Source organism: Streptomyces sp. NPDC043908 (assembly GCF_056435525.1).
The window spans coordinates 1-26,975 of sequence record NZ_JBWKEI010000017.1; the positions used below are offsets into that span (position 1 = coordinate 1).

Below are 26,975 nucleotides of genomic sequence, written 5' to 3' on the forward strand. Positions count from 1 at the left end.
CGGCCGAGTAGGACAGCCCCGCCGCGCGCCGCCTTCCGGACCCGACGCGCCGCTACGGCGAAGCCATGACCGCACTGCCCGACTGGATGCGCCCGCCCCGCGGGAGGGCTGTTCGCGGAGGACGTGGACCGCCTCCCCGAGGTTCGGCCCGGCGCATGCCTGATCTTCGGCAGGAGACTTTGGGGTGATCGACCTCAAGGACGTGGAGGGATGGGTTGTCACCGGGCCATCACAACGACGTCCTTACCTATGTCGGCCCCGATGAGCTTCAGGATCAGTCGCAGATCACTGTCGGGCTGTTCGGACGTTCCAGGCGTCACAGGGACGGCACCGAGCTTCACGTCGTCCACGTTGAGGAGAAGCGGGGTTCGGTGGCCCCAGCGTCAGTAGCCGCGCTTCACCGCTGGTGGACGCCTGGGGCGTATCGGCTCCAGGTCCCACCGGCTTCGGGCGTGTACATGATGCCGACCGATCCGGTCAACTGCGCACCAGCCGGCGATCTGCCAGCCTGGCGTCTTGCTCGGGGAGCTTCCACCGGTTGAAGGCATCCTTCTGCCAGGGGGGAGCACCTCGGACGTGCGGGAACAAGGACCTGAGTCTTTGTTCCCGCACGTTCGGTGCACTACCCCTTGGGGGGAGGCAATGGGATCCCACAAGGTGCCTCCACCCCACGAAGGGGCGCATCGCATAGCGGTCTCGCCAACCGGTCCCATCGTGTTCGGTGGGAGGGCGTCTGGCCTTGTTCACGAGAACGGGTTCAGGCTCAGGTTCTGTGGACCGGCCACGCTGCGTCACTGATCGGCGCGTGGGGGCGCGGCTCCAATGAGAGCTCGGCGGGTAGCTGGAGCTCCCAGCTACCGTGACGGGCGCTTAAGGGGAGCGGTTACCCAGAAGGCTGCGCGGTCAGCGTCGGCCGCCGCCGATGCGGCGGTCGTCGGCCAGTGCGGTAAGCGGGCCGAACTCGCGGGCCAGCTCGTTCCACGTCAGAACCTCGCCACAGCGGGCCGGGAACTCCTTCGGGTTGAACTCGGGCATGGTCCAGGTGCCAGTGCCCCGGTCCCGCAGCCACAGGTCCCCGTCACCGTCGACCACAGTCGGCGGGACCGGTACGGGCTCGGCCTGATCGATGGGCTCCCAGGTGATCCGGCCCGGGTGGGAAACGCGGCGCAGCTCCGTGGTGGCCAGCCGCGCGGCCAAGTCACGGGTGGACTCTTCAGCGTTCTTGACCGACTCGAGCCGGAATGCGTCGTCAAGTACGGGCAGGGCTGGATTCTTGCTGCGCTTTGAACTCATACGTTGACTACCTCCGGTGGGGGGCATCACATCCGTTATGGCACCCCGTAGAGGAACACGGTATCCGAGGCGGGAGCCCGGCCGACTACGACCACTGTCCAGATGGAGGCGCTGGCACACCGGGGGTGGGGCTAGTGGTGAGCTGGTCCTGGACGTGGCGCACCCCGTGGAGGCAGCGCTCAGATGGGGCGGTCCGGGTCTGAGAAGGTGAGGCCGACGGGGGCGAGCGGGCGTCGGGCCGGGGCGGGTGCGGGCTCGCCGGGCGGCTGGCGGAAGTCGGCGCCCTGCTCGACCGGCATCGGCCGGCGCCCACCCGCCTGGACGGGTAGGGGAGCGTCGGAAGCGGGCTCGGAGAAGGCGGGCGGCGAGAGCGGTCGACGTTCGGTCATGATCCCTAGTCTCCCAGGTCCGGCCCTACGGGTTGAGCCAGGCCGCTATCAGCGGTGATAGTGCCCTGGCCCTGGCCCTGGCCCTGGCCCTGGCCAGCAAGGCCAGGCTGGTTGTTCCAGCTCACCAGAACAGAGCGGTTACGCCACTGCTACCGCCGGCGAACCAGCCCGGACCGCCGCGGCCGGGCGGCATACTGGCGGGTGACCACGACCCCCGCGTGAACCGGGTTCAGAAGCCTCCACGCCCAGACCTGACACCAGCGCGTGCGCCCAAACCCGTCCGACCTGGTCCCGGCCGCCCACCCGGTTCAAGAAAGACAGCCGTTCGGCAACCCATCACGACATGGGACACGTCCTCGCAACTGGCGAGGCGTACACCAGCCCCGCACATCACAAGAAGGGCACCAATCCCCGCCGACTGGACAAGCACAGAACTTGAGCCAGAACCTGAACTCGTGAACAGAGCCAGGACCTCCGAGCAGGCGGCGGCGTTCCTCGACTTCCTCGAACGCACCGGCTGTACATGCTCTGGCGGCTCATCGCCTCCCGAGGCCCACGACGCGGCGAAGGATGCGGCGTCCGCTGGGACAATCCCTTGGCCAAGGCTCGCTCGCCATCACCACCCCCCTCGTTCAGGACGGCTGGGACAGCACTCAAGTCCGTCTTGACGGCGCTGCGCTTGGAACGTGCTGTGGCAGGTGCGCACCGCAGCGGAATGAGGACACGTTCGCCGCTCCGGACATGGTCGTGGACGTCGGGGCATGCGTCAGCTGACCTGGAGACCGAGCGCAAGCGTCAACTCAAGGACGCGCTGCGGCGATGCGAGTTCCGGAAACAGCTCTCGCAGCTGTGTCATCCGGTACCGGACGGTCTGGGGATGGACGAACAATGCCGATGCCACCTCGTCCCGCCTGCCCTGGTGCAGCAGCCACGCCCGCAGCGTCTCCTCCAGCCGCCGCGCGGTCGCGGCAGGCAAGGTCCGCAGGGGTGCGAGGGCTCGGGCACGCAGGTCTGCATACGCGTCCGCGTCGGCGCTCAGTACCAGCTCGGGCAGGTGGTCCTCCGTGTCGCGGATGTCGGAGGAGAGGGAGCGCGCGCGTACGGCTCGTGCGTACGAGGCGGACGCACGAGTCCATGGCCGGGTCGGGCCGACCACGGCGGCGCGGTGGTTCAGCTGTCTCAGGAGATGTGCCCGGTCGGCATCGGGGACCAGCAGCACGCCCCAGGCGTCCGGCAGATCGTCGAGGACGAGCGTGTTGGGGTTGAGTGTGCGGTAGGCAGGCCGAGCCTGAGCGGCGGGCAGCAGCACCGCGGTCAGCGACGCCGGAGGCTGCCACCCGGCCCGTTGCGCGGAGGCCCGCAGCACGTCCGGGCTCGCGTCGGCGAGGAGGTCGCGGGCCAGGTGTTCCAGGTGGCGCTCGTGGGCCCGGCCCTGGGCAGCCAGTTCATCGGCGTGACCCGCGGCGCTCGCGGCGGAGAGTTCGTCGATGTAGGCGAAGGTCAGCTCGGCGAACTTCGCGACCTCGGCGGCGGGCAGCCCTGCGGGTACGGCACCCGTGGCCAGGCATCGCCAGGCCACGCGGGCGCCGACGCGGTAGGCGCTGAGCAGGGCGTCCATCGAACGGCCCTCGCGGACCTCGCCGCGGCCCAGCTCGTAGGCTGCGTCACCGGCGTCGCCGCCTGTGGCGTTGCCGCTCGCGAGGTCCAGGTAATGCCCCAGGGCTGTGCGTACGGCGCGGCGGATGATGCCGCCCATGCGGCCAGAAAGGGCGTTGGCATAGGGAGGAACCTCGTCGATGATCGCCTGGACGACCTCGTCGGCGGTGGTCTTCAGCACGGCCCGCAGTGCGGTGACCGTCTTCTCATCCAGGGTCAGTTCGCTGGCTCTCCGGATTGCATGGTTCATGTTTTGTTTCCTGCGAACAATTCAGCCGAACAGATTCACGTTCTTCGGACAGGACTTTACGCCCTGAGGCGCATCAAGGTGGAGTCATGACGAGTGCAGCCCTCCGCGGCAGGGCGTGGAAACTTCTGGAGATGGTCACGACGCCGCTGCTGCCGTCGGACTATCTCGACCTGTTCAGCCCGCTGCGTGCGGGCGCTGAACTGCGCGGGCGCATCGAGGCCGTGCACCCCGAGACGGGTGACGCCGCGACCCTCGTGATCAGACCGGGGCGGGGGTGGCGCGGCCACACGGCTGGTCAGTACGTGCGGATCGGGGTCGACGTCGACGGGGTGCGCCTGTGGCGTGCCTACTCGCTCACCTCGCCGACGGACCGCCGGGACGGCCGCGTCACGATCACCGTGAAGGCGATCCCGGGCGGCAAGGTCAGCAACCACCTGGTCCGCAGGGCGAAACCGGGCACGCTGCTCCAGCTCGACCAGGCGACCGGTGACTTCGTGCTGCCGGAGGCCAAACCCGCCAAGGTGCTCTGTCTGACGGCCGGCAGCGGCATCACGCCGGTGATGGGCATGCTGCGCGACACCGAGTTCGACGACGTCGTCATGGTCCACTCCGCACCGCAGCCACAAGACGTGATCTTCCGCAACGAGCTGCACGACCTGGTTGCGGACAAGAAGCTGCGCCTCACCGAGCTGCACACCGACACGGACGGCATGCTCGACATCGCCCGCCTCGACGAGCTCGTGCCCGACTGGGCCGAGCGGGAGACCTGGGCTTGCGGCCCCGCGGGCCTGCTCGACACCGCCGAGGCGCACTGGATCGAGCACGGCGTCCAAGAGCGCCTGCACACTGAACGCTTCCGCCCCAGCATCGTCGTCTCCGGGGACAGCGGCGGCGAGGTCACATTCCGCACCACCGGCAAGACCGTCGACGCGGACGGTGCCACACCGTTGCTGGACGTCGGCGAGGAGGCCGGCGTGCTCATGCCTTCCGGGTGTCGCATGGGCATCTGCTACGGCTGCGTCACACCGCTCAAGGCGGGGGCCGTCCGCGACCTGCGCACCGGCGAGATCACCGAAGCCGAGCCGGGCGTCCTCATCCAGACTTGCGTGTCCGCCGCGGCGGGCCCCTGCGACATCGAACGGTAGGAGCACCTTGACCGCCATTGACCCCACTGCCCACCTGACCGCTGAGCAGATCGAGGAGCTGGGCCGCGAGCTGGACGCGATCCGCGACGAGGTGATCGCAAGCCGCGGCGAGAAAGACGCCGCCTACATCCGCAAGGTCATCTCCGCGCAGCGCAAGCTCGAGCTGGCCAGCAGGGGCGTGCTGCTGTTCTCCATGTTCCCGCCCGCCTGGCTGCTCGGCACCGCCGGTCTGTCCGTGGCGAAGATCATGGACAACATGGAGATCGGCCACAACGTCCTGCACGGCCAGTGGGACTGGATGCGGGACCCGAAGATCCACTCCACCACCTGGGACTGGGATCACGTCTCGCCGGCCGAGCAGTGGAAGCACTCCCACAACGAGCTGCACCACACGTACACCAACGTGATCGGCAAGGACAACGACCTCGGTTACGGCATCATGCGCGTCGACGAGGACCAGGAGTGGCACCCGCTCCACCTCGGCCAGCCGCTGTGGAACTTCCTCAACGCCTGCTTCTTCGAGTACGGCATCGCCGCCTACGACCTTGAGCTCGGCGACAACCTGGACAAGCACCGCCGCAAGGATCCGGAGTTCCGTGCGCGGGCCAAAGCCGTCGGCCGTAAGATCCGCAAGCAGGTGCTCAAGGACTACGTGATCCACCCACTGCTGTCGGGCCCGTCCTTCCTCAACACGCTCGCCGCCACGTTCACCGCGAACCTGGTCCGCAACGTCTGGTCCCACTCGGTGATCATGTGCGGGCACTTCCCCGAGGGCGTGCAGGTCTTCGAGCGCCAGTCGATTGAGCGCGAGACGCGCGGCCAGTGGTACCTGCGCCAGATGATGGGTTCGGCGAACATCAGCGGCAGCAAGGCCATGCACTTCATGACCGGCAACCTGTCACACCAGATCGAGCACCACCTGTTCCCGGACCTGCCGAGCAACCGGTACGCCGAGGTCGCGGTGAAGGTGCGTGCCTTGTTCGAGAAGTACGAGCTGGAGTACGTCACCGGGCCGCTGCCCAAGCAGGTGTTCTCCGCGTGGCGCAAGGTCTTCCGGCTCTCGCTGCCGAACAGGAAACCCAAGATCAAGACGCCGGACCGCGTGCAGGAGCTCGTCGCGGCCTGATCCCCGGTGCTGGTTCGGATCTTTCGGCCCTACCGCTTCATTCCCGGACATCGATCCGGGAGTGGATAGCGCCGCTGTTGCCGGGTGTTGCCGGGCGAGGGCGTCCGTGGCGGGATTATCGGCAGGTGACCAACCGGGAGGTGTGGCGGTTGCGGACCAGTGCCCCATAGCCTTCCGGTGCCAGGGCGACCGTCGCAGGCCTGATCCCGCCCGAGGGCCCGCCCCGGGCCGGGGACTGAGGCGCTGGCTGACCTGGCCGTTTTCGGCCAGGGATCGGCGCGTTCTCGCTCTGTGACAACCTCCGGTCACTCCCTGTCCTCTTCGGGTTGCAGGCAAGCACGGAGGAGGCGCGGTGGAGTTCAGGCTGTTGGGGACGGTGGGGATCGACACGGAGTCGGGCGGGCTGGCGCTCGGCCCGCCCAAGCGGTGCAGTCTGCTGGCCGCCCTGCTGTTGCTGCCCAACCGGCCCGTTCTCCTCACCGCCCTGGGTAAGGCGCTGTGGGAGGGCGAGCCACCGGCTCGGGCGCGCTCGGTCGTCCAAGGCCACGTCTCCCAGTTGCGCGCCCTCATCGCGGAGGCCGGCGGTGCCGCGCACGGCGTGGACCTGATCACCCACACCGGTGCGTATGAACTGCGTACCCCGCCCGTCAAGGTGGACAGTGCGCGCTTCAAGGAGCTGGTGCGCCGGGCCAGTGCCCAGCCGGACGCCGCCGAGGCGGTGCGTCTGCTGCACCAGGCGCTGGCGCTGTGGCAGGGCCCCGCCCTCACGGGGACCACCGCCGGCCCCCTGCTGCTGGACGCGGCCCGCGCGCTGGAGGAGGAGCGGGTCGGCGCGGTGGAGCAATTGGCGGAGGCGTACGCCCGTATGGGCCGGCACGAACGGGCGGCGGCCGAGCTGAGCGCCGAAGCGGCCGCCTACCCGCTGCGCGAATCGCTGGCCGCCGCCCTGGTCCTGGCCCTGCACCGGTCGGGTCACCGGGCCCAGGCCGTGGAGCGCTACCACCACACGCGCAGACTGCTCGCCGAGGAGCTGGGAGTGTGCCCCGGCCCCCGGCTCGCCCAGGCATTCGAAGAGGTGCTGCGCGACGAGCCGCCGACCCCGCCGCGCGAGCGACCGGCCCGGGCGGCGCGAGCCGAGACCTCGGCGCAGGCGGCGCGCCTGAGGCCCGCAGTTGCGGAGGCGTGCTTCGAAACCCCGGCCCCGCCGACGCGTCCCGCAGTCCCGACATCGCGCCCTGAAACCCCGTCCCCGGCGTCGTGTCCCGAGCCCTGGTCATCGCCCCCCGAGCCCCCGTCCCCGGCGTCGTGTCCCGAGCCCTGGTCATCGCCCCCCGAGCCCCCGTCCCCGGCGCTGTGTCCCGAGTCCTCGTCCCCGCCACCCAAGACCCCGGCGCCCGCGGCGGGCCCCGACGCCCCGTCCCCGCCGGCGCGTTCCCAGCCCCCGGCTCCGGCCGAGCCGCCATCCGCCGCAGCGGTGACGTCCCTCCCCGGTGCCCGCACCGGCCGGGGCGCCCTGCCGCGGCCCCCGGGCGGCTTCACCGGCCGTGCCGCCCAACTCGCCCGGCTGGACGCTTTGATCGCGGAGGAATCACCGGTTTGCCTGGTCACCGGTCCCGCGGGCGTCGGCAAGACCGCGCTTGCCGTGCAGTGGGCCCACCGGAACGCCGACCGCTTCCCCGACGGCCTGCTCTTCGCCGAACTGGGCGGCTTCGGGGCACGCGGCCCGGCGGACGGCGACCTCGTGCTCCAGAAGTTCTTGCGACGCCTGGGCGTCGCCCCCGAGCACGTCCCGGACTCGGCGGAGGGCGCCGCTGCGCTCTACCGCGAGCTGACCGCGGACCGCCGTCTCCTGGTGGTACTCGACGACGCGGGCTCCTCCGCGCAGGTACGCCCGCTGCTGCCCGCCGGAGCCGGCTGCGTCACGCTGGTCACCTCACGGGACCGGCTGGGTGGCCTCGTCGTCTCCGAGGGCGCCCGGCCCGTACCGGTCGACATCCTGGACGACGGCGACTCCACGGCCCTGCTGGTCTCCGTACTCGGAGCCCGGCGCGTCGCCGCCGAGCCCGCCGCCGCCCGCCGTCTGGCCGGACTGTGCGGCGGACTGCCACTGGCCCTGCGCGTGGTGGCCGCCCGCCTCGCCTACCAGCCGGACGCCTCCCTGGAACGGATGGCGGCGCAACTCCTGGACGGCAACCGAAGACTGGCCCTCCTGTCCGTCGACGACCAGGGGCCGCGTGCCGCGCTCGGCGCCTCCCTGCGGCACGTCGCTCCCGAGGACCGCCGGATGCTGTACGCCCTCACGTCGCACCCGGGCGGGCGCATCGACCTCCACGCGGCGGCCGCCCTGGCCGGTACCACCCAGGAGGCCGCGCTGCGCGCACTCGACGCACTGGCCGGCGCCCACCTCGTGGTGGAGGGGCGCGACGGCGACTGGTCCCTGCACGACCTGGTCCGCCTGTACGCCCGCACCGCAGGGGAGGGGGCGGGCGGCGCCCCGGCCGAGCCGGGCACGGACAGTGCGCTGCGGCGGCTGGTGGACCTGCTGCTGCACACCTGCCTGGCCGCCACCGAGGCAGCCGAACCGGGCTCCCAGGCGTGCTGCGTCCTGCCGCCCGGAACCTGGCTGCCGTCCTCCCACGCCGAGTTCACCTCCCGGTCCCAGGCCCTGGACTGGTATGCCGATCAGCGTGAACTGCTCGCCAGGACGGTCACCGCGGCGCGTGCCGAGCGCCTGCACGCCCAGGCCTGGCGGCTGGGGATCCTGCAGTGGCCGCTGATGGTCCTGCGCCCGCGCGACGAGTGGTGCCCCCTGCTCACCGACGCACTCGACTCCGTACAGCGCGACCCGCACGCGGCCGGGGCGGACGGCGAGTCGCGCGTCCGCGCCCTGCTCGGCTGGCTCTTGATCGAGCAGGGCCGGCTGCCCGAGGCCCTGGACTGCCTGGAGCCGGCGCCCGCGATGGCCACCCATCCGGTCTCCGAGGCGACGGCCCGGATCAACCTCGGCATGGCCTACGCCCGGGCGGGAGAACTCCGGCCCGCGCGTACCCAGTGCCTGCGCGCACTGGCGCTCGCCGTCCGCTGCGGCCATCTGCCGACCCAGCGGCTGGCCTTGCAGCACCTCGCCAGGTTCGCCCTCGACGCCGGGCGCCCCGAGCAGGCGCTTGCCCACGCCCGGCAGGCGCTCGCGCTCACCCGCGAGGAGGAGGTCGTCGGGCGGGCGTGGCTGCGCCTGCAGAGCGGGCAGGCCCTGTGGGACCTCGGCCGCACCGCCGAGGCGCTGGCGGAGCTGGAGGAGTCGGCGGGGCAGGCGGAGGCGCACCGGCTCGACGATACGGCCGGGCAGGCCCTGGAACTGCTCTCGCGGATCACCGGCGCCCGGGAGTACGCCGAGCGCCGTGCGGCACTGGCGGCCCGGGCCGGGGAGGGGAAGCGGCGGGCGTGAGCGAAGCGTCAGCGGTACGTCGGTGAAACGTCGGCGGGCACCGACAGGCTCGTCACGTCCCTGACAGACACAGCCGCACGCGGCACACACCGAACGGTGGACCTGGCTCATGCGCATGCGAACGACCGCTACCGGATCCCTGCTCCTGGCAGCCCTCCTGCTCGGCGGCGCCGCCGCCCAGTCGGCGCAGGCGGCCGACTACCGCTACTTCGGCGGGCACTACAAGACGTACGACTCCTGCCGCGCGGCGGGTTCGCTCAGTGTCGGCATGGGGCTGTTCAGCCGCTACGAGTGCGTGGACAACGGGCGCGACGAGTTCGACCTGTACTACGTGAACTGATCCCCGAGCCGGGCCGGTCACCCGGCCGGACCGGCGGCCACCCGTCAGCGCGGTACGTCGGCCCGGCCGGCGCCCCGCCCGACTGCGGCGCCCCCCAATCCCCTCTCCTCGGAAGGCATGTCGACCATGTTCGTACGCTCCCCCCGTCCCACCCGCCGTCCCACCCGCCTGCGGACCCTGGCCCTGGCCGTGACCGCTCTCGCCGGTGCCGGTGTGAGCCTGGCCCCGGCCGCGCAGGCCGCGACCGCCGCCCCCGCCCCCTCCTCGGTGTCCTCTGCCGCCGGCGCGTCCGCCGACGTCAGCGCGTCCTCCGCCCGCAGCGTGGGCGTGGCCTTCAGCAACAGCACCAACCAGCAGCTGATCCGCACCTACTCCAGCCTCTCCCACGGCTGCTGGGACGACGACAACCTCCCGCCCGACTACGTGGCCAAGCACACCAGCCCCTCCTGGGGCAGCCACTCCTGCGGAATGCTCACCGGCACCGAGGGATACACCAACTACCGGATCGCGGGCACCGCGGACGAGGTGCGGATGCACTGGAACAACCCGTACTCCGGCCGCAACGGCTACTGGTGCGACGCACCGTCCGGCTACCAGTGCTCGATCAGCGGTGGCAGCGGCAACAACGCCACCGTCCGCATCACCCTCACGGGCGGCCCCGCGACGCTGAAGGCATCCGCCGTCGCCGCCGCCACCCCCGTGCGCAGCACCGCGGTCAACCTGCTGAACGACTCCGGCCGTGCGCTCGTGCGGACCGGGGCGAGCCTGTCGCACGGCGTCTGGAGCGACAACTCCCTGCCGGCCTCGCTCATCAACCCCGGCGCGAGCGGCTCCTGGAAGAGTGAGTCCTCCGGCTTCATGACCGGCACCGAGGGACGGGCCTCCTACATGATGTCGGAGGGCGGCATCGTCTCGATCAGCTGGAACAACCCGTTCTCCGGCGGCAACAGCTACACCTGCAACGTGCCCACCGGGTTCGCGTGCGACCAGTCGGGCGGCGGCGGCAAGAACGCGCAGGTCACCTTCCGGATCCGCACGGCCTGACCGGCCGGCCGCCCCAGGGCGGCCCCTTCGACGCCCTCCCTCTCGTAAGGAACACCATGCGCAAGGAAATACCCGCTCTCCTGCTCGCCGCCGCCCTGCTCACCGGCGTGGCGCCCGCCGCACAGGCCGCCGACGGACACGCCTCTGTGGCGACGGCCGCCGCCGCGGTGGGGCCCCAGGCGATCCAGGCACCGTACATCTGGGACCTCACCCAGACCGACGACGCCTCGGTCCGCACCACCTACGGCCGCGTCATCGCCGGACTGCGCACAGCGGTCGGCCACCACCTCCCAGCCGACCCGACGCTGCTGGAGACCAGCGCGAGCCCCGACATCGTGACGCTGCGCGTGCAGCTCCCGGGGAACCGCTACGTCAGCCTCCACTACACGGCCGACAACCTCTACCTGCGCGGGTTCTCGGTCGATGGCGGGGACGTGGTGCAGTTCGACGACTTCGACCTCGGCCGCCAGATGGGCCGCTCCTCGCGCATCCTGCCGTTCAACGGCCGGTACGGAACGCAGCAGGGGCACCTCGAAGCCAACTCGTCCGTCGATCGCGCTCATCTCACCTTCGAACGTTCCACGCTCGTCTCCCAGTTGAACGACCTCTACGACTTCGCGAACAGGTCGGGCACGGCAGACAACCGCAGGGTGGCCACGGCCGCACTCACCATGGTGACCGCGACATCCGAGGCGGCACGTTTCCGGCCGGTGTACGAAAGCATCCTCAGCGCGATGCCGGACGGCGGCGACCGCGGCCGCCAGTCCACCGACAACATCGCGCTGGAGAACGACTGGAGCGCGCTGACGGGCTTCACCCGCCAGCTGCTCCGGGGCGAGCAGCCCCCGGCGCGGACCGTGGGCGGCCGTACGTTCCGCAACATCCGGGACATCCGCAATGTCCTGGTCATGCTCCTGTCGACCAAGCGCTGATCCCCCCGGTCCCGGCCGGACCGCTCCGGGCCGCCCGCGAGGCGGGGGGCCCGGAGCGGAGGTCCGGCGGGGCCCTGCGGGCAGGAGCTGGTCCGCACCGCCCCGCGAGGCTGCCCTTGGCGGGTGTGGGCTCGACGACGCCGCGCACGCACCGCGACACCCCCCGGTGCGGCTGCCTCCCCTGATTCGATCATGAACGAGGCCGGTCCCTGACCCGCCTAGAATGGGGAGGGTGAGCGCAATCGACATCGACCAGGCGGCCGCCGTGCTGCGCGCCGGCGGCCTGGTGGCCCTTCCGACCGAGACCGTCTACGGTCTCGGCGCCAATGCCGAGGACCCCGCCGCCGTCTCGCGGATCTTCCAGGTCAAAGGCCGCCCCGCCTCCCACCCTCTGATCGTCCACATCGCCGGCGCGGAACAGCTGGACGCGTGGGTGAAGGATGTGCCTGAGGCGGCCCGCCTGCTGGCCGGGCACTTCTGGCCCGGACCGCTCACGCTGGTCCTGCGGCGCGGTGCCCGTGTGCCGCTGGAAGCGACCGGCGGTCTGGAGACGGTCGCTGTGCGTGTGCCGGACCATCCGCTCGCCCTCGCGCTGCTGGAGGCGTTCGGCGGCGGCATCACGGCCCCGTCCGCCAACCGCTTCGGCTCCGTCAGTCCCACCACCGCGGACGACGTCCGTGCCGAACTCGGTGACGCCGTGGACTTCGTGCTGGACGGCGGCCGCTGTGAGGTCGGCGTCGAGTCCACCATCGTCGACGTCACCGGTGACACCCCCGCCATCCTCCGGCCCGGCGGGGTGGCCCGCGAGGACCTCGAAGCGGTGCTGGGCCACCCCCTCACCGTCCCGGCGACCAGCGGCGTCCGTGTGCCGGGACAACATCCGTCCCACTACGCACCGAGGGCGCGGGTCGTCCTCGTCGAGCCTGAGAAGGTCATCGCCGAGGTGGAAAACGCTGTCGTCCTGGGACACCGGGTGGGCGTCTTCCTTCCCGCCGCCTTCGCCGGGGCGCCGGTGAAGGCGCACGCCGTGGTGGACGTCCCCGCCTCGATGGCCGCCCACGCGCGCGGCCTGTACGCGTCCCTGCGCGAACTCGACCAGAAGGGATGCGACGTCATCGTCGCGTCCTTGCCGACGGAGGAGGGGCTGGGACTGGCGATCGCCAACCGGCTCCGTCGCGCCGCGGGTCCCCGTACCACCGTGTGACCACCACCGGCGCCACGGCCGCCCGGCGCCGTGAAGCTCCGGACCGCGCACTTGACCTGCCTTCCCGGTCGGCGTGATTCCGGTTCCTGCCCGCCCGGCACGGCGCTGGACACGGCCCAGGGCCGGATCTTGACCGTTGTCAGGGGTGCCGAAGAGAATCAGCGCGAGCAGAGGGCGCGGAACGAGAAGCAGGGACGTTATGGCGATGCAACTCCGCAACACCGCCTGTGCGCACCGCCGTTCGAGACGCGTGGCGTCATGACCGGCCGCCGGATGAGCATCTGGGCGACGGGCGCGCTGCTGGTGCTGGCCGGGTGCGGGGGAGGGGACGGCGCCAAGACGCCAGTCTCCTGGAAACGCCCCTGCGACATCCTGCCCAAGGCAGTGGTGGAGAAGTCGGTCGGCATCGCGCTCGTGGCGGCCGATTCGCAGGAGTCGACCGGATACGAGTGCCGTTACCGCCCGCCGGACACCGCCAAGGACTTCTGGACGGTTTCCTTCAGGTCGGACACGTCCGGAATACTGTGTTCCCCGCCCACAGCACAGCCCGCGCCGGAGATCGACGCCGAGGCCTACAAGCTCGACGACCAGGGGCGCATCGTCGTCGGGGGCCCGTACCACGACCACTGCCTGCGTATCACTGGCTACGGCAGCCGCATCAACGGGTCCCAGGTCACCGTCGCCTCCGCCACCGACCTGCTCCGCACCGCCCGTGATCGCATGGAGTGACGGCGTGGCCCCCAGGCGCCCCTGATACCGCTGCCCGGACGTCTCGCGGCGGGTGACCGCTGAGCCGCCGACACCCTGCTTCGCGCTCTACGAGCCCTCCTCGACTCAACTGGATGTTCAGCCACATCTAAGGGCGACACCATTCCAGGCTGTTTGCGCATGTCGGGTCACAGTGCTCGATGCCGGCTCGCGAAAGCAGCGTGTAACGGGCGGATCGTTGGCTGGGCACGGATCCCGCTCAGTGCGCGCACTGAGCCGCCGGTACTCGCCGGCAACAGCCGGCTCCGCAATCCCCGCACCGCGGGGAAGACACAGCAGGCGGCTTCCTGCCCTCTCTGTGGCCCCGGCGGCGTGGACACGGGATTCAGCCGCGAACCCCTGGGAACCCTCAACCCCATGACGACCGGAGCCAGTTCGCTGTTCTACCTCACCGACGTGCTCGGCTCCGTCACCGCGCTCACCGATAGCACCGGCACGAAGGTTCGCAGTTACACCTACGCCGCTCGGGGTGCCGACCGCACGGCCACGGAGAAGACCCCGCGGCCCTACCGCTTCGCCGCCGGCTACAAGGACCCCACGGGCCTTTACCACCTCGGCGCCCGCTGCTACGACCCCACTCTGGGCCGCCTTATCCAGCCCGGGCCCTCCGGCCAGGAGAAGCACCCGTACCTCTACGCCGAAGGTGACCCCGCCAACCGCCCCGATCCCCAGGGGCTGGTCAGCCTCGGCGGCCTGACGAACGCACTGGGACCGGTCGGTGACGTGATCACCGGCGTAGCACATGTGGCTCAAGGTGATACGCAAGGCTTGTGGGGTGACGTTACCGGTGTAGTGGCAGGCGGCCTGGCCTTCACCGCCTGCGCCAGCGTCGCAACTGTGTCAGCACCCGCCAAGCGTGGTGGTTCCTTGGCGGCCTCTGTGGAGTGCTACGCGATGGGGTGGAGCTCCGGCCAGATCGCATCAAACCTGGTCAGCGGCGACTGACACCCATAGCCGAGAGCCGGGAGCCGTGCGCCCGGCCCTCGGCCAGACAGCAAGGAGGGTCCCATGCCCCGAACCGGATGGTCCGTTGAGCAGCGCGCAGGAGTCCATAGGTGGATGCAATTTTCCACCGCCTTCTTTGTTATCGGTGTGCTTCTATCAATATTTCTCATCGCCACCGGGAACGGGGGAGGCTGGGGTCTCCTTGTCTTGCTTGTTTGCATCTACGGGGCCGCATTCCTGTACGTAAGAAACGTTAAGGGGAATCAACCGGAATAGCGGTGAACCCAGAAGCTCCGAGCTGAGATCACGATCGCTGTTCCCTGCGGCGGTGCAAGCGGAAGACTCGCTCGCCCACCGGGTCCTGCGAGCGTGGTCTTCTGCCTCTGCTCAAGCGAGAGTACGTCGAGCTTCTTCGGGACATGACGGCCCTCGCCGACGAGCGCGGCGTCACCTACTACCACCTCACGAAGCTCGCGCGGGAATGGGGCCTGCCCATCCGCAGGCCAGGACACGTCCTGGCCTCACCGCAGGCAGCATCGGCGCCCCCACGCCGTCGCGTGCGCTGGGCCCGGGCCGTAGGCGCGGCTGGGTGAGGAGGCGCTGCGCCCACACATCATCGTCCTCATCCGGTTCGGTGAGCCAAAGGCCAGTCGTTGCCACCGGCGAAGCGGGATGACATGGGGTTGGAGACCGAACGAAGCAGCGGGGTTGTCAGCGACAAGGCAACGCGGCTTGTCACAGCCGATCACCCCGCAGCCCTTCTGTCACCAGTCCCGCGAGCAGCGGCTGGAGAGGTGCGCGGCCGTAGGCGCTCCCCCTGCGGTCCGAACATGATCAGGTACTCGACCGGACCGCCCGGGCTGGAGTTCGCCACCCCGTGCGGAGTGCGGGTGTCGAACTCGGCAACGTCCCCGGGGGTCAGGACGAGGTCTTGGTCGCCGAGCGCGAGCCACAGGCGTCCGTACAGGACGCACAGCCACTCGTAGCCGTCGTGGGAGACCTGACGGGGCCGCGCGGGCGGGTCCTCGAGGGCGGGCAGGACGTGCTTGTGGGCGTGCAGGCCGCCGACGTACCGGGTCAACGGCAGCACCGCCTTGGCGTCGCCGAAGCCCAGGGGCGCCGTAGCGCGCCGCTCGGCCGCGGGGGAGGGTGCTGTGCCGGCCAGCTCGTCCAGGGAGACGCCGTACTCGTTCGACAGGTGCAGCAGAACCTCCAGCGTGGGCTTGCGTCGGCCGGTCTCGATCCGCGACAGCGTGCTGGGCGAGATGCCGGTCGCGCGGCTGACATCGGCGAGCGTCGCGCCGCGGTGCTCGCGCGCGGCCCGCAACCGGGGCCCCATCGAGGCCAGCGTGCCGTCCACATCATTGACTGCCACCTTCCACGCTCCTTCGTGCCCTGCCGCTCACCGCTCTGTCCTGCAAGGTTGCCAGAATGGCAAGGACGATCGCGTCGGGCGGGTGCTGCGCCGCATGATCGATGGGCAGCCGCGTCGCCGCGAACCGAGGAGAAGTCCATGCAGTCCGAGTCGTCTTCCGCATTCCGCCACCGCACCGTTGAGGCCCCGGCCGGGCGCCTGCACCTGGTCGAGCAGGGCACCGGCCCGCTGGTCCTGCTCGTGCACGGTTTCCCCGAGTCCTGGTACTCCTGGCGACGCCAGCTCCCGGCCCTCGCCGCGGCCGGCTACCGGGCGGTGGCGATCGACGTACGCGGTTACGGCCGCTCCTCCAAGCCGGAGGCGGCCGCTGCCTACCGGATGCTCGACCTGGTGGAGGACAACGTCGCCGTCGTGCGCGCCCTCGGCGAAAAGGACGCGGTGGTCGTCGGCCACGACTGGGGCTCCAGCATCGCTGCCGCCTGCGCGCTGCTTCACCCCGAAGTCTTCCGCGCCGTCGGTCTGCTGAGCGTCCCCTACACGCCGCCCGGCGGCCCCCGCCCCACCGACATCTTCGGCCAGATCGGCGGCCCTGAGCAGGAGTTCTACGTCTCTTACTTCCAAAAGCCCGGCCGCGCCGAGGCGGAGATCGAGCCCGACGTCCGCGGCTGGCTCGCGGGCTTCTACGCAGCCCTGTCCGCCGACACCATGCCCGTCCAGGGCGAACCCGACCCGCACTTCATCACCTGCGGGGGCGGCCGGCGACTGCGCGACCGCTTCCCCACGGGGGTCCTGCCGGCCTGGTTGACCGAGGACGACCTTGACGTCTACGCCGGGGAGTTCGAGCGCACCGGCCTGACCGGCGCCCTCAACCGCTACCGCAACATGGACCGCGACTGGGAAGACCTTGCCCCCCACCGCGGAGCCCCGATCAAGCAGCCGTCCCTGTTCATCGGCGGCACCCGGGACGCCTCGACCACCTGGATGTCCGACGCCATCGACGCCTACCCCACCACCCTCCCCGGCCTGACCGCCTCCCACCTGCTGGAAGGCTGCGGCCACTGGATCCAGCAGGAGCGCCCCGACGAGATCAACCGCCTGCTGACCGACTGGCTCGCCACCCTCCAGGGCTGAATGAGGCGGTGGGCAGCGTGTGGACGGAAGGTAGGGGCAGCGCATCACTCGGCGGTCCCCAGGGCGTCGGGGCCCAGCAACTTGCCGATATTCCGCCACCGTTATACCGCGCCGATCACACCTCATCTGCCCCTGCCGACATCATGCTTCGAGGGTCCGTACTTGCGCGAACCGGAAATGGATTTGCCGATGTCCGGCTCGGCCTTCGCCCAACGGATCCGTACGCTCCTGGAGGCAACCGCCCACCGGCCCCCCGTCCCAGGTCCCCGCCGGCCCGCCCTACTGCTTCAGCCCGCGCCTCCGCCGGCACCGGCCACAACGCAGCCGCCCCTCGGGGGACAGCGGACCATTGCGGTGAAGCACGGGCGTTCCTAACGCCAGGGATCGAGGGCGAGCTTGCCCTCGGTCTGGCCCGCTTCGAGTTGCTGCAGCACCGCTCGCCCCTCGGCCAGGGAATGGATCTGGGGAGCGCCGGGCGGGTACACCCCCTGGGCGATGAGCCTCTCGATTTCGACGAGCAACGACTGGTAGATGGTCGGGGCCGCGACGGCCAGCGCACCGATGTGCAGACCCTTGACCTGGACCTGGTGGGTGAAGACGAGGTCGTGTGTGGTCAACGTGGCGTCGCCGGAAGCGGCACCGAACACGACGATGCGTCCGGTGAAGGGTTTGGTGACCGACAGGCTGGCCTCGAACGTGGCCTGTCCCACCGATTCCAGGACCAGGTCGACTCCGCCGGTGAGGCGGGCGATCTCCGCGGCCAGATCGGGGTGTCGACTGTCCAGGACCTCGTCGGCGCCGAGGGCTTTGACGGTGTCGTGTTTGGCTGGTGACGCCGTTGTGATGACGCGTGCACCGTAGTGGCGGGCGAGGCGGACAGCGGCTTGCCCCACTCCGCCGGCCGCGGCATGCACGAGCACCACCTCACCTGTCTTGATCTCACCCAACGGCTTCAGTGCCGCCAGCGCGGTGGCCCAGTTCAGCACGAGACCGAGGGCTTGGGCGTCGCTCCAGCCGGAAGGCACGGGAAGCACCCCTGCGGCTGGCATCGTCATGTACTGCGCGAAGGCGCCCGGACCGGCTCCGACGACGTGGGCGCCGAGTGGCAGCGGGCTCTCGACGTCGGGGCCGACACCCACGATCTCGCCGGCGGCCTCGAAGCCCGCCACATAGGGTGCCTGCGGCCCGCCTCCGTACGTTCCGTGGGTCTGCATGACGTCAGCGAAGTTGACGCCGGCGGCGCCCACGCGGATCAGATACTCGCCGGGTCCCGGGGTGGGGCGGGGCTGATCGGTTGCGATGTCCAGACCCTTCGGGCCCCGGTGCGACCGCTGGACCAGTGCTCGCATCGTCTGCTCGGCGCTGTTCTGCTGCTCGTTGATCTCCATGCACCGAACGTAGGAGCCTGACACTTGTGTCAAGGTCAAGTGGTGTCAGGGATCAGCACGGCGGGCTTCGCGAAGGTAGGCGTCGAGTGCCGCCTGCTGATCGCTGAGAATCGCTATACGTGCGGCGAGCCGATCTCGATGGCTCTGCACCTCGTGCAGGAACTCCGCGCACACCACGTCCGTGCCGATATCAGACTCGTCAGTGAGGCTGGGCAAGAACTCCCTGATCAACCGCACGGGCAGCCCGGACTCCAGCAGCGAGCGGATGACGAGCACGCGGTCGATCGTGGATTGGCAGTAGTCGCGGAAGCCGTTGCTGAATCGGCCAGGGACGATCAAGCCCTCGTCCTCGTAGTGCCGCAACGACCGGGCACTCACACCGCTGACTCTGGAAGCTTCGCTGATCTTCATACCCGGACGCAACGCCCGAGAGCACCGCGATCTTCCGACACTCATGGCTACGACGAAGTGAAGACCTGCTCGGGCGTCAACAACCTCATGTCCCGCCACAGCAGGCCCCGGCGACAGAGCGGTCAATGCCGGAACTGCCACCGGTCACCACGGCGACCCGTCCGTCCAGCGAGAACAGTTCGGAGAGGTAGGTCTGCGATGTCATGGCCAGGGCCGCCAAGGGACGGCGGCACAGAACGGTTCGTAGGTCGGTCCGCTCATCCTGCCGATGCCGATGCCAAGCGCCCGGCGCCATTCGTGCCGCGCGGAATCGCAAACGCACTTCCCAGCGCGGTGCGGGTTCTTTGAGCAACTCGTCAAGATGCTGGCACGTCAGGCCCGCCGAAGGCAGGACGCGACATGGCCACGTTGGCTTGCTTGATGTTCACACTGGCCGTCGCGTGCTCCGCTTCGTCGGCCGCGTCGCCACCGTGATCCTTCGGCCCCGTCCCGATCACTTGGGTAGATCGGCGGAGAGGAAGGGCGAAAGGAGCGCGAACAATGCGTCGGGGCGGTCGAGGGGGATGATGTGGCCACAGTCCTGGAGATGGTGTCCGACCAGGTCATCGGTGTGGGGACGGAGTTGGCGTTCGAGCCCCGTGCCGATGGGGTGAGAGCCGACGGTCATAGTGGGCATGGTCAGCCGAGCCGTCGCGACGGCGTCCTGGATCTGCTGCGCGCTGGTGGGCAGAGCCCGGTAGCAGGAGAACGCGCAGCGAAGGGCCTCGCTCCCGGTGTACGCGTGGACGAAGGCCGCACGGACGTCGTCGGGTACCCCTCGCCCGAGCGTCCCCGAGTCGAGGAACCAGTCGATGTAAGCGGCCTCGTTGCCGGCCAGGACGGTTTCAGCGAGACCGGGGACGGAGTGAAAGCCGAACCACCACGGGGCACCGCCCGCGACGACGTGCTCTGCTCCGGGCAGGTGGCCGAGCAGTGCTTCCATCACGACCAGGCGCCGGACACGGCGGGGCCGGCGCAGCGCGAGCAGGATGGCGGGGGCGGTGCCCGCGTCGATGCCGACCACCGCTGCCGAGGGCTCACCGAGTGCGTCGAGCAGCCCTTCGGCATCGGCGGCCAGGGTTCCTGCGTCGTAGCCGTCGACGGCACGTGCACTGGCACCGAAGCCGCGCAGGTCCGGGGCTATGACCCGGTACTGCCCGGCCAGTCGGCCCATGATGCCGCTCCAGAGTTGCCAGGTGTGCGGGAAGCCGTGCAGCAGGAGAACCGCAGGTCCGTCCCCCGCGACTGCGACGTTGAGTTGGACGCCGTTCGTCACGATGCGGCGCAGGTGGTGTGGGGCGGTCGCGGGCACGATGATTCCTCCATCTGGTTACCATTGGTGACCACAGAACGGTAGGTAACCGCCTGGCCGCTTCCAAGACGGCACTTTCAAGGAAGGTGGTGAGCCACAGGTGACCACCGGAGGAGCCCGGGCCGCCGGTCGTGGGGTACGCGGCGATCTGTTCGATCCTCAATGCCCGACGCGGCAGTTGCTGGACCGCATCGGTACGAAGTGGACGTCCATGGCCGTCAAGACGCTCGCCGATGCCGCACCGGACGAGGTGCGCTTCGCGGAGCTGCGACGCCGGATGCCCGGAGTGTCACAGAAGATGCTGTCCGTGACGCTGCGAAGCCTGACCCGCGACGGGCTGGTGTCGCGCCGGGTCGAACCGACCGTGCCACCGCGGGTCTTCTACCGGCTCACCGGACTCGGGCTGTCCCTGGAAGCCGCGCTTGCGGGGCTGCGGACCTGGGCGGAGGAGCACATGGCGGAGATCGACCGCGCCAACGAAGCCAGCGGCCAGGAGGCCGATCAGGGATAGGCGGGCCGATTCCGCACTCAGTACTGATAGCTCCGGTACTCGATGCAGCCGGCGTCGCCACCCAGGTATCCCGAGGAGGTGGAGGGGATGCCGTCGATGCAGTGGCTGGTGCGAGGGAGTTGGTGAAGGCCGGCTACGACGCCCCGCGCATGGCCTGGTTGCTCAACGGCCCTGTCGGTTGAAGGGCTCGGTCGACTGCGCTCGGACCGGGTAATGCGCAAGCCTGCTCCGGTCTTATGGATCTCGCCACCCCAGGGCGGACGTCCGCCGAAGCATGGCAAGAAATTCCGTCTCCAGGACCGGCAGGCGGGCGAGAACATCAACCTACGCTGGCAGGCGTTCTTGAGGCGCTTCGATTTGGCTGCTCCGGTGGTCGTCCCTCAAGATCCGCCGGTCAGTAGGGCTCTGACCGGAAACGATCACCGGAGTGGTGTGGGCCGAATGTCTACGGCGGTGGATGTCACGCAGGTCAACTCAAGGTCGTGACAAGGTCTGTCGGTTCTGTGGTCTAGGGTCGCCCGCATGGCTGAGCCCTCCTTTCTGAGCGCCGTCCGCGAGTCGTACGACACGGTCGCCGCCGATTACGTCGAACGCGTCCCGCCTCCAGCCGCGATGGACCCGCTGTCACGCGCGATGCTGGCGGGGTTGGCCGAGCTCGTGCGGACGGCCGGTCTGGGGCCGGTCGCGGACCTGGGATGCGGCCCCGGCCGTGTGACGGCGCACCTGGCCGGACTGGGGGTGTCCGCCTTCGGCGTCGATCTGTCACCGAAGATGATCGGGCTGGCCCGGCACGCCTATCCGAACCTGCGGTTCACCGAGGGCTCGATGACCGCGCTGGAGATGAGGGACGACGAGCTCGGCGGCATCCTGGCCTGGTACTCCACCCACCACACGCCCCCGCAGTGGCTGCCGACGGTGTTCGCCGAGTTCCACCGCACGCTCGCGCCCGGCGGCTACCTGCTCTGGGGAGACTACGTCGGCGATGAACGGCTGCAGCCGACCCAGGGCTATGGCCGTCCGGTGTCCTATGAGTCGTACCTCCTACCCCTGAACCGCATGGTCGGCCTGCTGGAGCAGGCCGGACTCGTCGTCACCGCGAGGCTGGAGCAGGAGCCCGGCGGACGGGTGAACAGACCGCACGCCTGCCTGCTGGCCCGCAAGCCCGAAAAGCCCTGACGGGCTTGTTCCTGCGGAGAGGCCACTGGTGTCAGATCGCCGACGGTCACGGCGCGGCGTTCAGGACCTCCGGCATGGGGGCTGCCTTTGCGCCTGCTGGGGCAGCCGGGTGTCCTGCTGTGCACGTCAGGTGATGCGTACGGCGAGGATGGCGATGTCGTCACCGGGCGGTGTCGGCCCGTAGGTGATGATTTTGTTTTCGAGGGCGGCTACGGTCTCGGCGGCAGAGGCATGGGGCATACGGGCCAGGAGATCGTGCACGCCTTGTTCGCCGAGCATGGAAGTGCCTGAGCGCCGTTCGGTGACGCCGTCGGTGAAGAGCAGGAGAAGGTCGCCGGGGTGCAGCTCGTCTTCGGTGGTGTGGAGCGGGGGGTTGTCGAGGACGCCGAGGAAGGCGCCTGCTGTGCCGAGCCGCATGACGGTCCCGTCGGTCCGGCGCAGCAGCGGGTGGGGGTGGCCGCCCAACGTCAGGCGCAGACGCATCGGCGCGGTGCCCACGTTGAGTTCGGCGTAGGCAGCTGTGCAGAAGGTGTTGGTGGAGCGGTCGGCGAGGATCGCGCTGTTGACGGCTTGGAGGACTGTGTGTGGCTGGGTGTGCCACTGTCCTGCGGCGCGTGCGGTGTGTCGTACGAGGCCGGTGAGTGCTGCGGCCGCCGGCCCTTTGCCGCAGACGTCTCCGATCGTCAGCGCCCATGCCGTCGCGCTGGTGGGATAGATGTCGTAGAAGTCGCCGCCGACGAGGGTTCCCTGGTGTCCCGGGTGGTAGCAGGCGGCGATCTCCACCCCGGGTACCTCCGGTAGGTCGGGGGGCAGCAGGCTCTGCTGCAGGTAGTGGGCGACCTCACTGTGCACGGCGAAGCGCCGGGCCTGGACGACGGCCTGGGTCGCCCGGTGGGCGAGTTCCTGCGCGAAGGGGACATCGCGTTCGGTGAACAGGGTGTTCGCCGGGGTGGCCTGGATCAGGACCATGGCACCGATGACGGTTTCGGACCGTGCCATGGGCACGGCCAGCCAGGAGGCCGCGGGTGTGAGTTCGCGCAGAGCGGCCCGGTGTCGCGGACTGCGGGCGAGGCGGTCGAGTTCGCGTGCGACGTCGGTGACCAGCTCATGCCGGCCGGTGCGGATGACCGCGCCGACCCCGCCTTCGGCATCGAGCCGCGGGGGATACCGCTCGAGCATGGCGCGCAGTGCCTGCTGCTGCTCGGGGTCCCGGTGGCTCAGGGCGGCAAGCTCGGGCTGGCCGTTGCGGCCGAGGGTGTGGATGAGGCATCCGTCGGCGATCCGCGGTACGACCGCGGCCGCGATGCTGTCGAAGGTGGCGCCGAGCTCGAAGTCGAGGGATGTGGTCAGCACGGCGCTGACTTCGGCGAGGGCTTCGAGCTGAGCCTGCTTGTAGGCGGCTTCCTGCTGCAGCCGGGCGCGTTCGATGGCCTGCGCACATTGCCCGACCAGGGCGGTGAGGAAGCCGCGTTCGGAGTCGGAGAAGTCATGGCGTACGTCGAAGTGGAAACTGACCGCGCCGAATAGACGGCCCTCCACCGTGAGGGGCAGGACCGCGGTGGAGTGGTACCGCTCGGTGAAGAAGGCTGCGGCCTGGGGAAACGCCTCGGTCCGCTCGGCCGGGTCGGTGAAGAACAGGGCTCGGCCGGTTCGGGCCGTGTAGGCCATGGGGTAGGGAGCGGTGACGCTGAAAGGGGCCGGGGCCTGAAGCGATTGTTCCGCGTCGTGGATGTGCCGCACGGTGTACTGATCGCCGCCCGGCTCGCTGAGGACTGCGGCACCTACCGTCGCCCCGACCGCGGGCATGATCTGCCCGGTGAGGATCCCCATGACACTGGCGAGTGTGCCGGCCGTGGCCAGAGCGGCTGTGAGCTGGGCCAGAAGCTCCGCCCTGAGCACACGCTCACTGTTGTCGCGCAGCACCCACGCGAGGCGGTCCGCCCCCAGACGAGTCGCCTGATATTCGTAGTCAGCCGCTCGATAGGTGCTGGCTTGAGTCCAGCGAAACGCCCCCTGCTCCGCTTTTCCGGTGTCCAAAACGCGCATACACGCCGCGAAGGATCCGTTGTGAGTCATCTGAGGCCACAGCTCGCTGCACAGAGCACCCAACGGTGCGATCCCGCCCGGCTGGCCTGCCCGGGCAGCCGCGTTCATGTACTCCAGGCGCATGTCCACTGCTCGGCCAGCGGTGTCCCGCACGGCGACGGACACCGTCACCGCGTCGGGAAGGCACTCAAATACCTGGTCCAACCCAACCCCGAGCGGCGTGCCGTCCGCCGGGGCCGGCACAGCGCGTGAAGAGGCAGCACTGCACGCTCTCTGTCCTGGTCCTGATGTGGCCATTTCTCCGTACCCCACTCGTCCGCGCCGCAGAACAGCGGATACGTGCCGATTTCGCCTCACCGAGACAGCTGTTGTCGCACGACAAGTGTTGCACGCGGGTCGCGCGCTGGACGAGATGAGGGCAGAGCTTAACTCTTCGTTGGCATGAAGCAGCCCTGCCCTTTGCCAAGCCTGACCCAGTCCTGCCCGTTGCCAAGCCCTACCCCAGACTCGCGGCGTCCAGAGGCGGGCATCGGTCCACCGCCTGTTCGTCATCACCGGTGTCCAGACCGTCCTGGATCCGGGCCACGCGGCGTAAAGGCCGCACGGTGTGGCGGCGTGTGGTCGCCTACACCATGGCCGAGGTGCATGGTTTTTTTCCGGCGTTCCGGAAAGATGGGACGTGCCCGATCGCCGGCCTTGGCCGCGCGGCCGCCTTCTGCTCCTGGACGGATTCCCCTCGCGTCATGGGGGGCGGCGAGACTGTCCGCTTCCGGGCCCGTGTGACAGGGAGGCTGCTCAGTCGGTGGTCAGGCCGGGAGAGTTCCCACTTGTTTGAGGAGTTCGGCGAGGTTCCATACTTCGACGGCGTGGGTGATGAGTCCCTCCGGGTTGAAGGTGGCCATGGTGGTGCCGAGGAAGGAGAAGTGGCGGCCGATGGCTTCGGTGGGCCATACGCCGGGCAGGGCTGCGCGGATCTCGCCGGAGAACCGCCATTGCACAGCTGCTCGCTGGCTGGTTTCGATGCCGTCGACGAGTTCGGCGTGCAGGGCTGCGTAGGTGAACCAGGGCCCGAAGTGCTCCCGTACTTCTTGTCGGCTGTGCAGGTCCCAGTACAGGCTCGTTTCCTCGTAGTGCACGTCGGGGGCGTAACCGGCGACAGCGGCGTCGAGGTCGCCTGTGTTGATGCCGTCGTAGATGCGCTGGAAGGCCGCGAGGCGGGGGCCGTTCATGGTGTGGTCCTCCCGGTGGGCGGGTGCTGGTGTTCAGCGGACGGGGCCCGGGCGGTGGGCGGGGGGCGTCATCTTTCTTCGAGGAGCATGTGGAACTTGCTGGGGTGCACTTCGATGCGGGGGATCTCTCGCACGCGGGTGCCGGGGAGGTGACGCAGCCGCCATCGTGAGCAGATCATCGTGAGGGCGGTGAGGATCTCGGTGAAGGCGAAGTGCTCGCCGATACACCGGTGCGCTCCGGTGCCGAAGGGGAGGTAGGCGCCCTTGGGGATGGCCGGCGCGCCGGGCTTGAAGCGGTCGGGGTCGAAGGTTTCCGGGTTGGGGTGCCAGCGGGGGTCGCGGTGCAGGGCGTGAGGGCTGAGGACGACCTCCGCGCCGGCCGTAAGAGGCACTCCGCCGAGTTCGCAGGGCTCCAGGGTGCGGCGCATAAAGAAGCTGAGGGTGTGCAGGCGCAGGGTTTCCTGCAGGAACCGTGTGGTGTAGGTGAGCCGACGCAACTGCCTGGGATCGCTGGTTCCCTCCCCAGCTGCCGCGTCGATCTCGCCGTGAACCTGCCGCTCGGCATGAGGATGCCGGGCCAGTTCGTGAAAGACCCACGCAAGTGTGGACCCGGTGGTCTCCACCCCCGCGACCAGGAGGGACAGGGCCTGGTCGATGACTGCCACGTCGTCCCATGGCTTGCCTGCGGCGTCCCGCGCATGTACCAGGCTCGACAGAATGTCGCTTCTCCCGGCCGGGACGGCTCGGTGACGGGTGAGCGCCTCGGCGATGGCACCCCGCAGGTTCGCAACCGCCCGCTCGGCGCGCCGGTTGCCGGGGGCGGGAAGACGCGTCCACCATTCCGGCAGGGCGATCTGCAGGACCAGGGCGCGCATCAGCACCGGCAGGTTCTCCTTCACCATCCGCGCCACCTCCTCGCCGGTTCTGGGCGGAAGCAGACTGTTGGTGACCGCCAGCAGCGCGATGTCGTTGCCGGCGCTCTCAATGGCGACACGCTGCCCGGCCCTCCAAGCGGAGGTCACGTCCCCGACCGCCGCCCGCATCGCTGGCAGGTGACAGGCGATCTGGTCCCGTTGGAACAACGGCTGCACGATGCGGCGCTGTGCGCGATGGGGCGGTCCCGAACTGGTCAGGAGCCCGTGGCCGACGATCCGCGACAGCTTGTCGAAAAGCCGCCCTCGCTCGTACAGATCCCCGTCGGTGACCAGCACCTGGTGGACGAGAGCGGGGTGGGTGAGGGCGTAGACGGGCACGGGCCCCAGGCGGACGGCCACGACGTCACCGTGATCAGCCAAGGAGCCGAAGAACCGCAGCGGATCCCGGAGAAGAGCCGGTGCATGTCCCAGGACCGGCCATGCTCCGGGAACGGGCGGTGCACTCGTCTGCGTCGGGCCGGTCCCCATGCACCGTCCTCCAAGTCGGTCTTCATCAAGGCGCTTGGTCCGTCGTACGGCCGGATAGGCAATCAACCGTGAGCGCGGCTCTCAGGAAAGGGCATGCCTTTCGCACCTGTCGCCCGAAACTGCCCTGGCTTCCCCGGACAGAAACCGCCTGCCCTTATCCGCCGAAGCACGGCGCCGGGTGTTGTCCGCCCGCGCACCCCCGCAGCTCCATTGCACGGCTTCGCAACCCTCCGCCTCCGCGCGCAACACGATGATGCGCCCGCACCAGGCGGGCGACGTCTGGTCCATCGACGTGTGGTAACCAGCCGACGGGAGCCTCAGCAGCGGCCCTGCCATCACGGAGCCGCGTGATACGTCGGGCAGGGACACCCATATGACGGGCACGAACTGCAGGACCCGTGGCACATTGCTGGTCAG

The 26,975-nt window shown here is 69.8% G+C and carries 22 protein-coding genes and 3 pseudogenes; 14 read left to right on the plus strand and 11 right to left on the minus strand.

The genetic code is table 11. The features are described from left to right. Positions 1–903 precede the first annotated feature (903 nt). The 3 genes from AC069K_RS30030 to AC069K_RS30040 form a co-directional block, all read right to left on the minus strand. Positions 904–1,293, minus strand: coding sequence for a hypothetical protein (locus AC069K_RS30030; RefSeq protein ID WP_365109004.1), 390 nt, complete (start codon positions 1,291–1,293; stop codon positions 904–906). 179 nt (positions 1,294–1,472) lie between these two features. After that, a complete protein-coding gene (locus AC069K_RS30035) occupies positions 1,473–1,682 on the minus strand; it encodes a hypothetical protein (RefSeq protein WP_478621575.1) in 210 nt (69 codons plus the stop codon). A 766-nt stretch (positions 1,683–2,448) separates the two neighbouring features. Further along, on the minus strand, positions 2,449–3,588 hold the full coding sequence (locus tag AC069K_RS30040; RefSeq protein WP_478621577.1) for a PucR family transcriptional regulator: 1,140 nt from the start codon (positions 3,586–3,588) through the stop codon (positions 2,449–2,451). 86 nt (positions 3,589–3,674) lie between these two features. On the opposite strand from AC069K_RS30040, the gene AC069K_RS30045 reads away from it, so the two are divergent. From AC069K_RS30045 to AC069K_RS30090, 10 genes and pseudogenes are all read left to right on the plus strand, one after another. Next, positions 3,675–4,733: a ferredoxin reductase gene (locus tag AC069K_RS30045; protein ID WP_365109012.1), complete on the plus strand. Its 1,059-nt coding sequence runs from the start codon at positions 3,675–3,677 to the stop codon at positions 4,731–4,733. A gap of 7 nt (positions 4,734–4,740) precedes the next feature. Then, a complete protein-coding gene (locus AC069K_RS30050; protein ID WP_478621579.1) occupies positions 4,741–5,859 on the plus strand; it encodes a fatty acid desaturase family protein in 1,119 nt (372 codons plus the stop codon). Between the two features lie 53 nt (positions 5,860–5,912). Further along, a pseudogene (locus AC069K_RS30055) lies at positions 5,913–6,026 on the plus strand (IS5/IS1182 family transposase); the annotation flags it as partial. Between the two features lie 185 nt (positions 6,027–6,211). Beyond that, the gene (locus AC069K_RS30060) at positions 6,212–9,304 is read left to right on the plus strand and encodes an AfsR/SARP family transcriptional regulator (protein ID WP_478621581.1); all 3,093 of its coding nucleotides are present in this window, start codon (positions 6,212–6,214) and stop codon (positions 9,302–9,304) included. Between the two features lie 115 nt (positions 9,305–9,419). Next, the gene (locus AC069K_RS30065; protein ID WP_358991193.1) at positions 9,420–9,644 is read left to right on the plus strand and encodes a hypothetical protein; all 225 of its coding nucleotides are present in this window, start codon (positions 9,420–9,422) and stop codon (positions 9,642–9,644) included. 126 nt (positions 9,645–9,770) lie between these two features. After that, positions 9,771–10,688 (plus strand): Crystal protein ET79, encoded by a 918-nt coding sequence (locus tag AC069K_RS30070; RefSeq protein ID WP_478621583.1) that lies wholly within the window; start codon positions 9,771–9,773, stop codon positions 10,686–10,688. 56 nt (positions 10,689–10,744) lie between these two features. Beyond that, positions 10,745–11,620, plus strand: coding sequence for a ribosome-inactivating family protein (locus AC069K_RS30075; RefSeq protein WP_478621585.1), 876 nt, complete (start codon positions 10,745–10,747; stop codon positions 11,618–11,620). Between the two features lie 223 nt (positions 11,621–11,843). Next, positions 11,844–12,824, plus strand: coding sequence for an L-threonylcarbamoyladenylate synthase (locus AC069K_RS30080; RefSeq protein WP_478621587.1), 981 nt, complete (start codon positions 11,844–11,846; stop codon positions 12,822–12,824). A 258-nt stretch (positions 12,825–13,082) separates the two neighbouring features. Next, positions 13,083–13,553, plus strand: coding sequence for a hypothetical protein (locus AC069K_RS30085; RefSeq protein WP_478621589.1), 471 nt, complete (start codon positions 13,083–13,085; stop codon positions 13,551–13,553). Positions 13,554–13,949: 396 nt separating this feature from the next. Then, the gene (locus AC069K_RS30090; protein WP_478621591.1) at positions 13,950–14,537 is read left to right on the plus strand and encodes an RHS repeat-associated core domain-containing protein; all 588 of its coding nucleotides are present in this window, start codon (positions 13,950–13,952) and stop codon (positions 14,535–14,537) included. Between the two features lie 745 nt (positions 14,538–15,282). On the opposite strand, the gene AC069K_RS30095 is transcribed toward AC069K_RS30090, so the two are convergent. Next, a complete protein-coding gene (locus tag AC069K_RS30095; RefSeq protein ID WP_478621593.1) occupies positions 15,283–15,912 on the minus strand; it encodes a helix-turn-helix domain-containing protein in 630 nt (209 codons plus the stop codon). Between the two features lie 138 nt (positions 15,913–16,050). On the opposite strand from AC069K_RS30095, the gene AC069K_RS30100 reads away from it, so the two are divergent. Continuing rightward, entirely contained in the window at positions 16,051–17,043 is a 993-nt protein-coding gene (locus tag AC069K_RS30100; protein WP_478621595.1) for an alpha/beta fold hydrolase, read from the plus strand. A 371-nt stretch (positions 17,044–17,414) separates the two neighbouring features. Here the strand turns inward: AC069K_RS30100 and AC069K_RS30105 are convergent, their stop codons facing one another. The 4 genes and pseudogenes from AC069K_RS30105 to AC069K_RS30120 form a co-directional block, all read right to left on the minus strand. Further along, complete coding sequence (locus AC069K_RS30105) at positions 17,415–18,431, minus strand: NADPH:quinone oxidoreductase family protein (RefSeq protein ID WP_478621597.1); 1,017 nt, start codon at positions 18,429–18,431, stop codon at positions 17,415–17,417. Between the two features lie 45 nt (positions 18,432–18,476). Further along, positions 18,477–18,842: a MerR family transcriptional regulator gene (locus AC069K_RS30110; RefSeq protein ID WP_468906608.1), complete on the minus strand. Its 366-nt coding sequence runs from the start codon at positions 18,840–18,842 to the stop codon at positions 18,477–18,479. A gap of 103 nt (positions 18,843–18,945) precedes the next feature. Then, a pseudogene (locus tag AC069K_RS30115) lies at positions 18,946–19,047 on the minus strand (dehydrogenase); the annotation flags it as partial. 288 nt (positions 19,048–19,335) lie between these two features. Beyond that, the gene (locus tag AC069K_RS30120; protein ID WP_478621599.1) at positions 19,336–20,193 is read right to left on the minus strand and encodes an alpha/beta fold hydrolase; all 858 of its coding nucleotides are present in this window, start codon (positions 20,191–20,193) and stop codon (positions 19,336–19,338) included. A gap of 100 nt (positions 20,194–20,293) precedes the next feature. Here AC069K_RS30120 and AC069K_RS30125 point away from each other — a divergent pair, with 100 nt between their 5' ends. From AC069K_RS30125 to AC069K_RS30135, 3 genes and pseudogenes are all read left to right on the plus strand, one after another. Beyond that, positions 20,294–20,704: a winged helix-turn-helix transcriptional regulator gene (locus tag AC069K_RS30125; RefSeq protein WP_478621601.1), complete on the plus strand. Its 411-nt coding sequence runs from the start codon at positions 20,294–20,296 to the stop codon at positions 20,702–20,704. Between the two features lie 128 nt (positions 20,705–20,832). Beyond that, positions 20,833–20,995 (plus strand): annotated as a pseudogene (locus AC069K_RS30130) (transposase); the annotation flags it as partial. 231 nt (positions 20,996–21,226) lie between these two features. After that, entirely contained in the window at positions 21,227–21,880 is a 654-nt protein-coding gene (locus AC069K_RS30135) for a class I SAM-dependent methyltransferase (protein WP_478621603.1), read from the plus strand. Positions 21,881–22,006: 126 nt separating this feature from the next. Here the strand turns inward: AC069K_RS30135 and AC069K_RS30140 are convergent, their stop codons facing one another. The 3 genes from AC069K_RS30140 to AC069K_RS30150 all read right to left on the minus strand — a co-directional run bounded on the left by AC069K_RS30140 (position 22,007) and on the right by AC069K_RS30150 (position 26,558). Next, positions 22,007–23,779: a GAF domain-containing SpoIIE family protein phosphatase gene (locus AC069K_RS30140; RefSeq protein ID WP_478621605.1), complete on the minus strand. Its 1,773-nt coding sequence runs from the start codon at positions 23,777–23,779 to the stop codon at positions 22,007–22,009. A 953-nt stretch (positions 23,780–24,732) separates the two neighbouring features. Next, positions 24,733–25,155 carry a nuclear transport factor 2 family protein gene (locus tag AC069K_RS30145; protein ID WP_478621606.1) on the minus strand — a complete coding sequence of 141 codons (423 nt, stop codon included), beginning with the start codon at positions 25,153–25,155 and terminating at the stop codon, positions 24,733–24,735. Positions 25,156–25,223: 68 nt separating this feature from the next. Further along, positions 25,224–26,558, minus strand: a complete 1,335-nt coding sequence (locus AC069K_RS30150) for a cytochrome P450 (protein WP_478621608.1) — start codon at positions 26,556–26,558, stop codon at positions 25,224–25,226. Positions 26,559–26,975 lie beyond the last annotated feature (417 nt).

What these genes read in the sequence shown, in the direction of transcription:
- AC069K_RS30030 (WP_365109004.1), bottom strand. Translation starts at nt 1,293, where the DNA reads ATGAGTTCAAAGCGCAGCAAGAATCCAGCCCTGCCCGTACTTGACGAC.
- AC069K_RS30035 (WP_478621575.1), bottom strand. Translation starts at nt 1,682, where the DNA reads ATGACCGAACGTCGACCGCTCTCGCCGCCCGCCTTCTCCGAGCCCGCT.
- AC069K_RS30040 (WP_478621577.1), bottom strand. Translation starts at nt 3,588, where the DNA reads ATGAACCATGCAATCCGGAGAGCCAGCGAACTGACCCTGGATGAGAAG.
- AC069K_RS30045 (WP_365109012.1), top strand. Translation starts at nt 3,675, where the DNA reads ATGACGAGTGCAGCCCTCCGCGGCAGGGCGTGGAAACTTCTGGAGATG.
- AC069K_RS30065 (WP_358991193.1), top strand. Translation starts at nt 9,420, where the DNA reads ATGCGAACGACCGCTACCGGATCCCTGCTCCTGGCAGCCCTCCTGCTC.
- AC069K_RS30070 (WP_478621583.1), top strand. Translation starts at nt 9,771, where the DNA reads ATGTTCGTACGCTCCCCCCGTCCCACCCGCCGTCCCACCCGCCTGCGG.
- AC069K_RS30075 (WP_478621585.1), top strand. Translation starts at nt 10,745, where the DNA reads ATGCGCAAGGAAATACCCGCTCTCCTGCTCGCCGCCGCCCTGCTCACC.
- AC069K_RS30080 (WP_478621587.1), top strand. Translation starts at nt 11,844, where the DNA reads ATGGGGAGGGTGAGCGCAATCGACATCGACCAGGCGGCCGCCGTGCTG.
- AC069K_RS30085 (WP_478621589.1), top strand. Translation starts at nt 13,083, where the DNA reads ATGACCGGCCGCCGGATGAGCATCTGGGCGACGGGCGCGCTGCTGGTG.
- AC069K_RS30090 (WP_478621591.1), top strand. Translation starts at nt 13,950, where the DNA reads ATGACGACCGGAGCCAGTTCGCTGTTCTACCTCACCGACGTGCTCGGC.
- AC069K_RS30100 (WP_478621595.1), top strand. Translation starts at nt 16,051, where the DNA reads ATGCAGTCCGAGTCGTCTTCCGCATTCCGCCACCGCACCGTTGAGGCC.
- AC069K_RS30105 (WP_478621597.1), bottom strand. Translation starts at nt 18,431, where the DNA reads ATGGAGATCAACGAGCAGCAGAACAGCGCCGAGCAGACGATGCGAGCA.
- AC069K_RS30110 (WP_468906608.1), bottom strand. Translation starts at nt 18,842, where the DNA reads ATGAAGATCAGCGAAGCTTCCAGAGTCAGCGGTGTGAGTGCCCGGTCG.
- AC069K_RS30135 (WP_478621603.1), top strand. Translation starts at nt 21,227, where the DNA reads ATGGCTGAGCCCTCCTTTCTGAGCGCCGTCCGCGAGTCGTACGACACG.
- AC069K_RS30145 (WP_478621606.1), bottom strand. Translation starts at nt 25,155, where the DNA reads ATGAACGGCCCCCGCCTCGCGGCCTTCCAGCGCATCTACGACGGCATC.
- AC069K_RS30150 (WP_478621608.1), bottom strand. Translation starts at nt 26,558, where the DNA reads ATGGGGACCGGCCCGACGCAGACGAGTGCACCGCCCGTTCCCGGAGCA.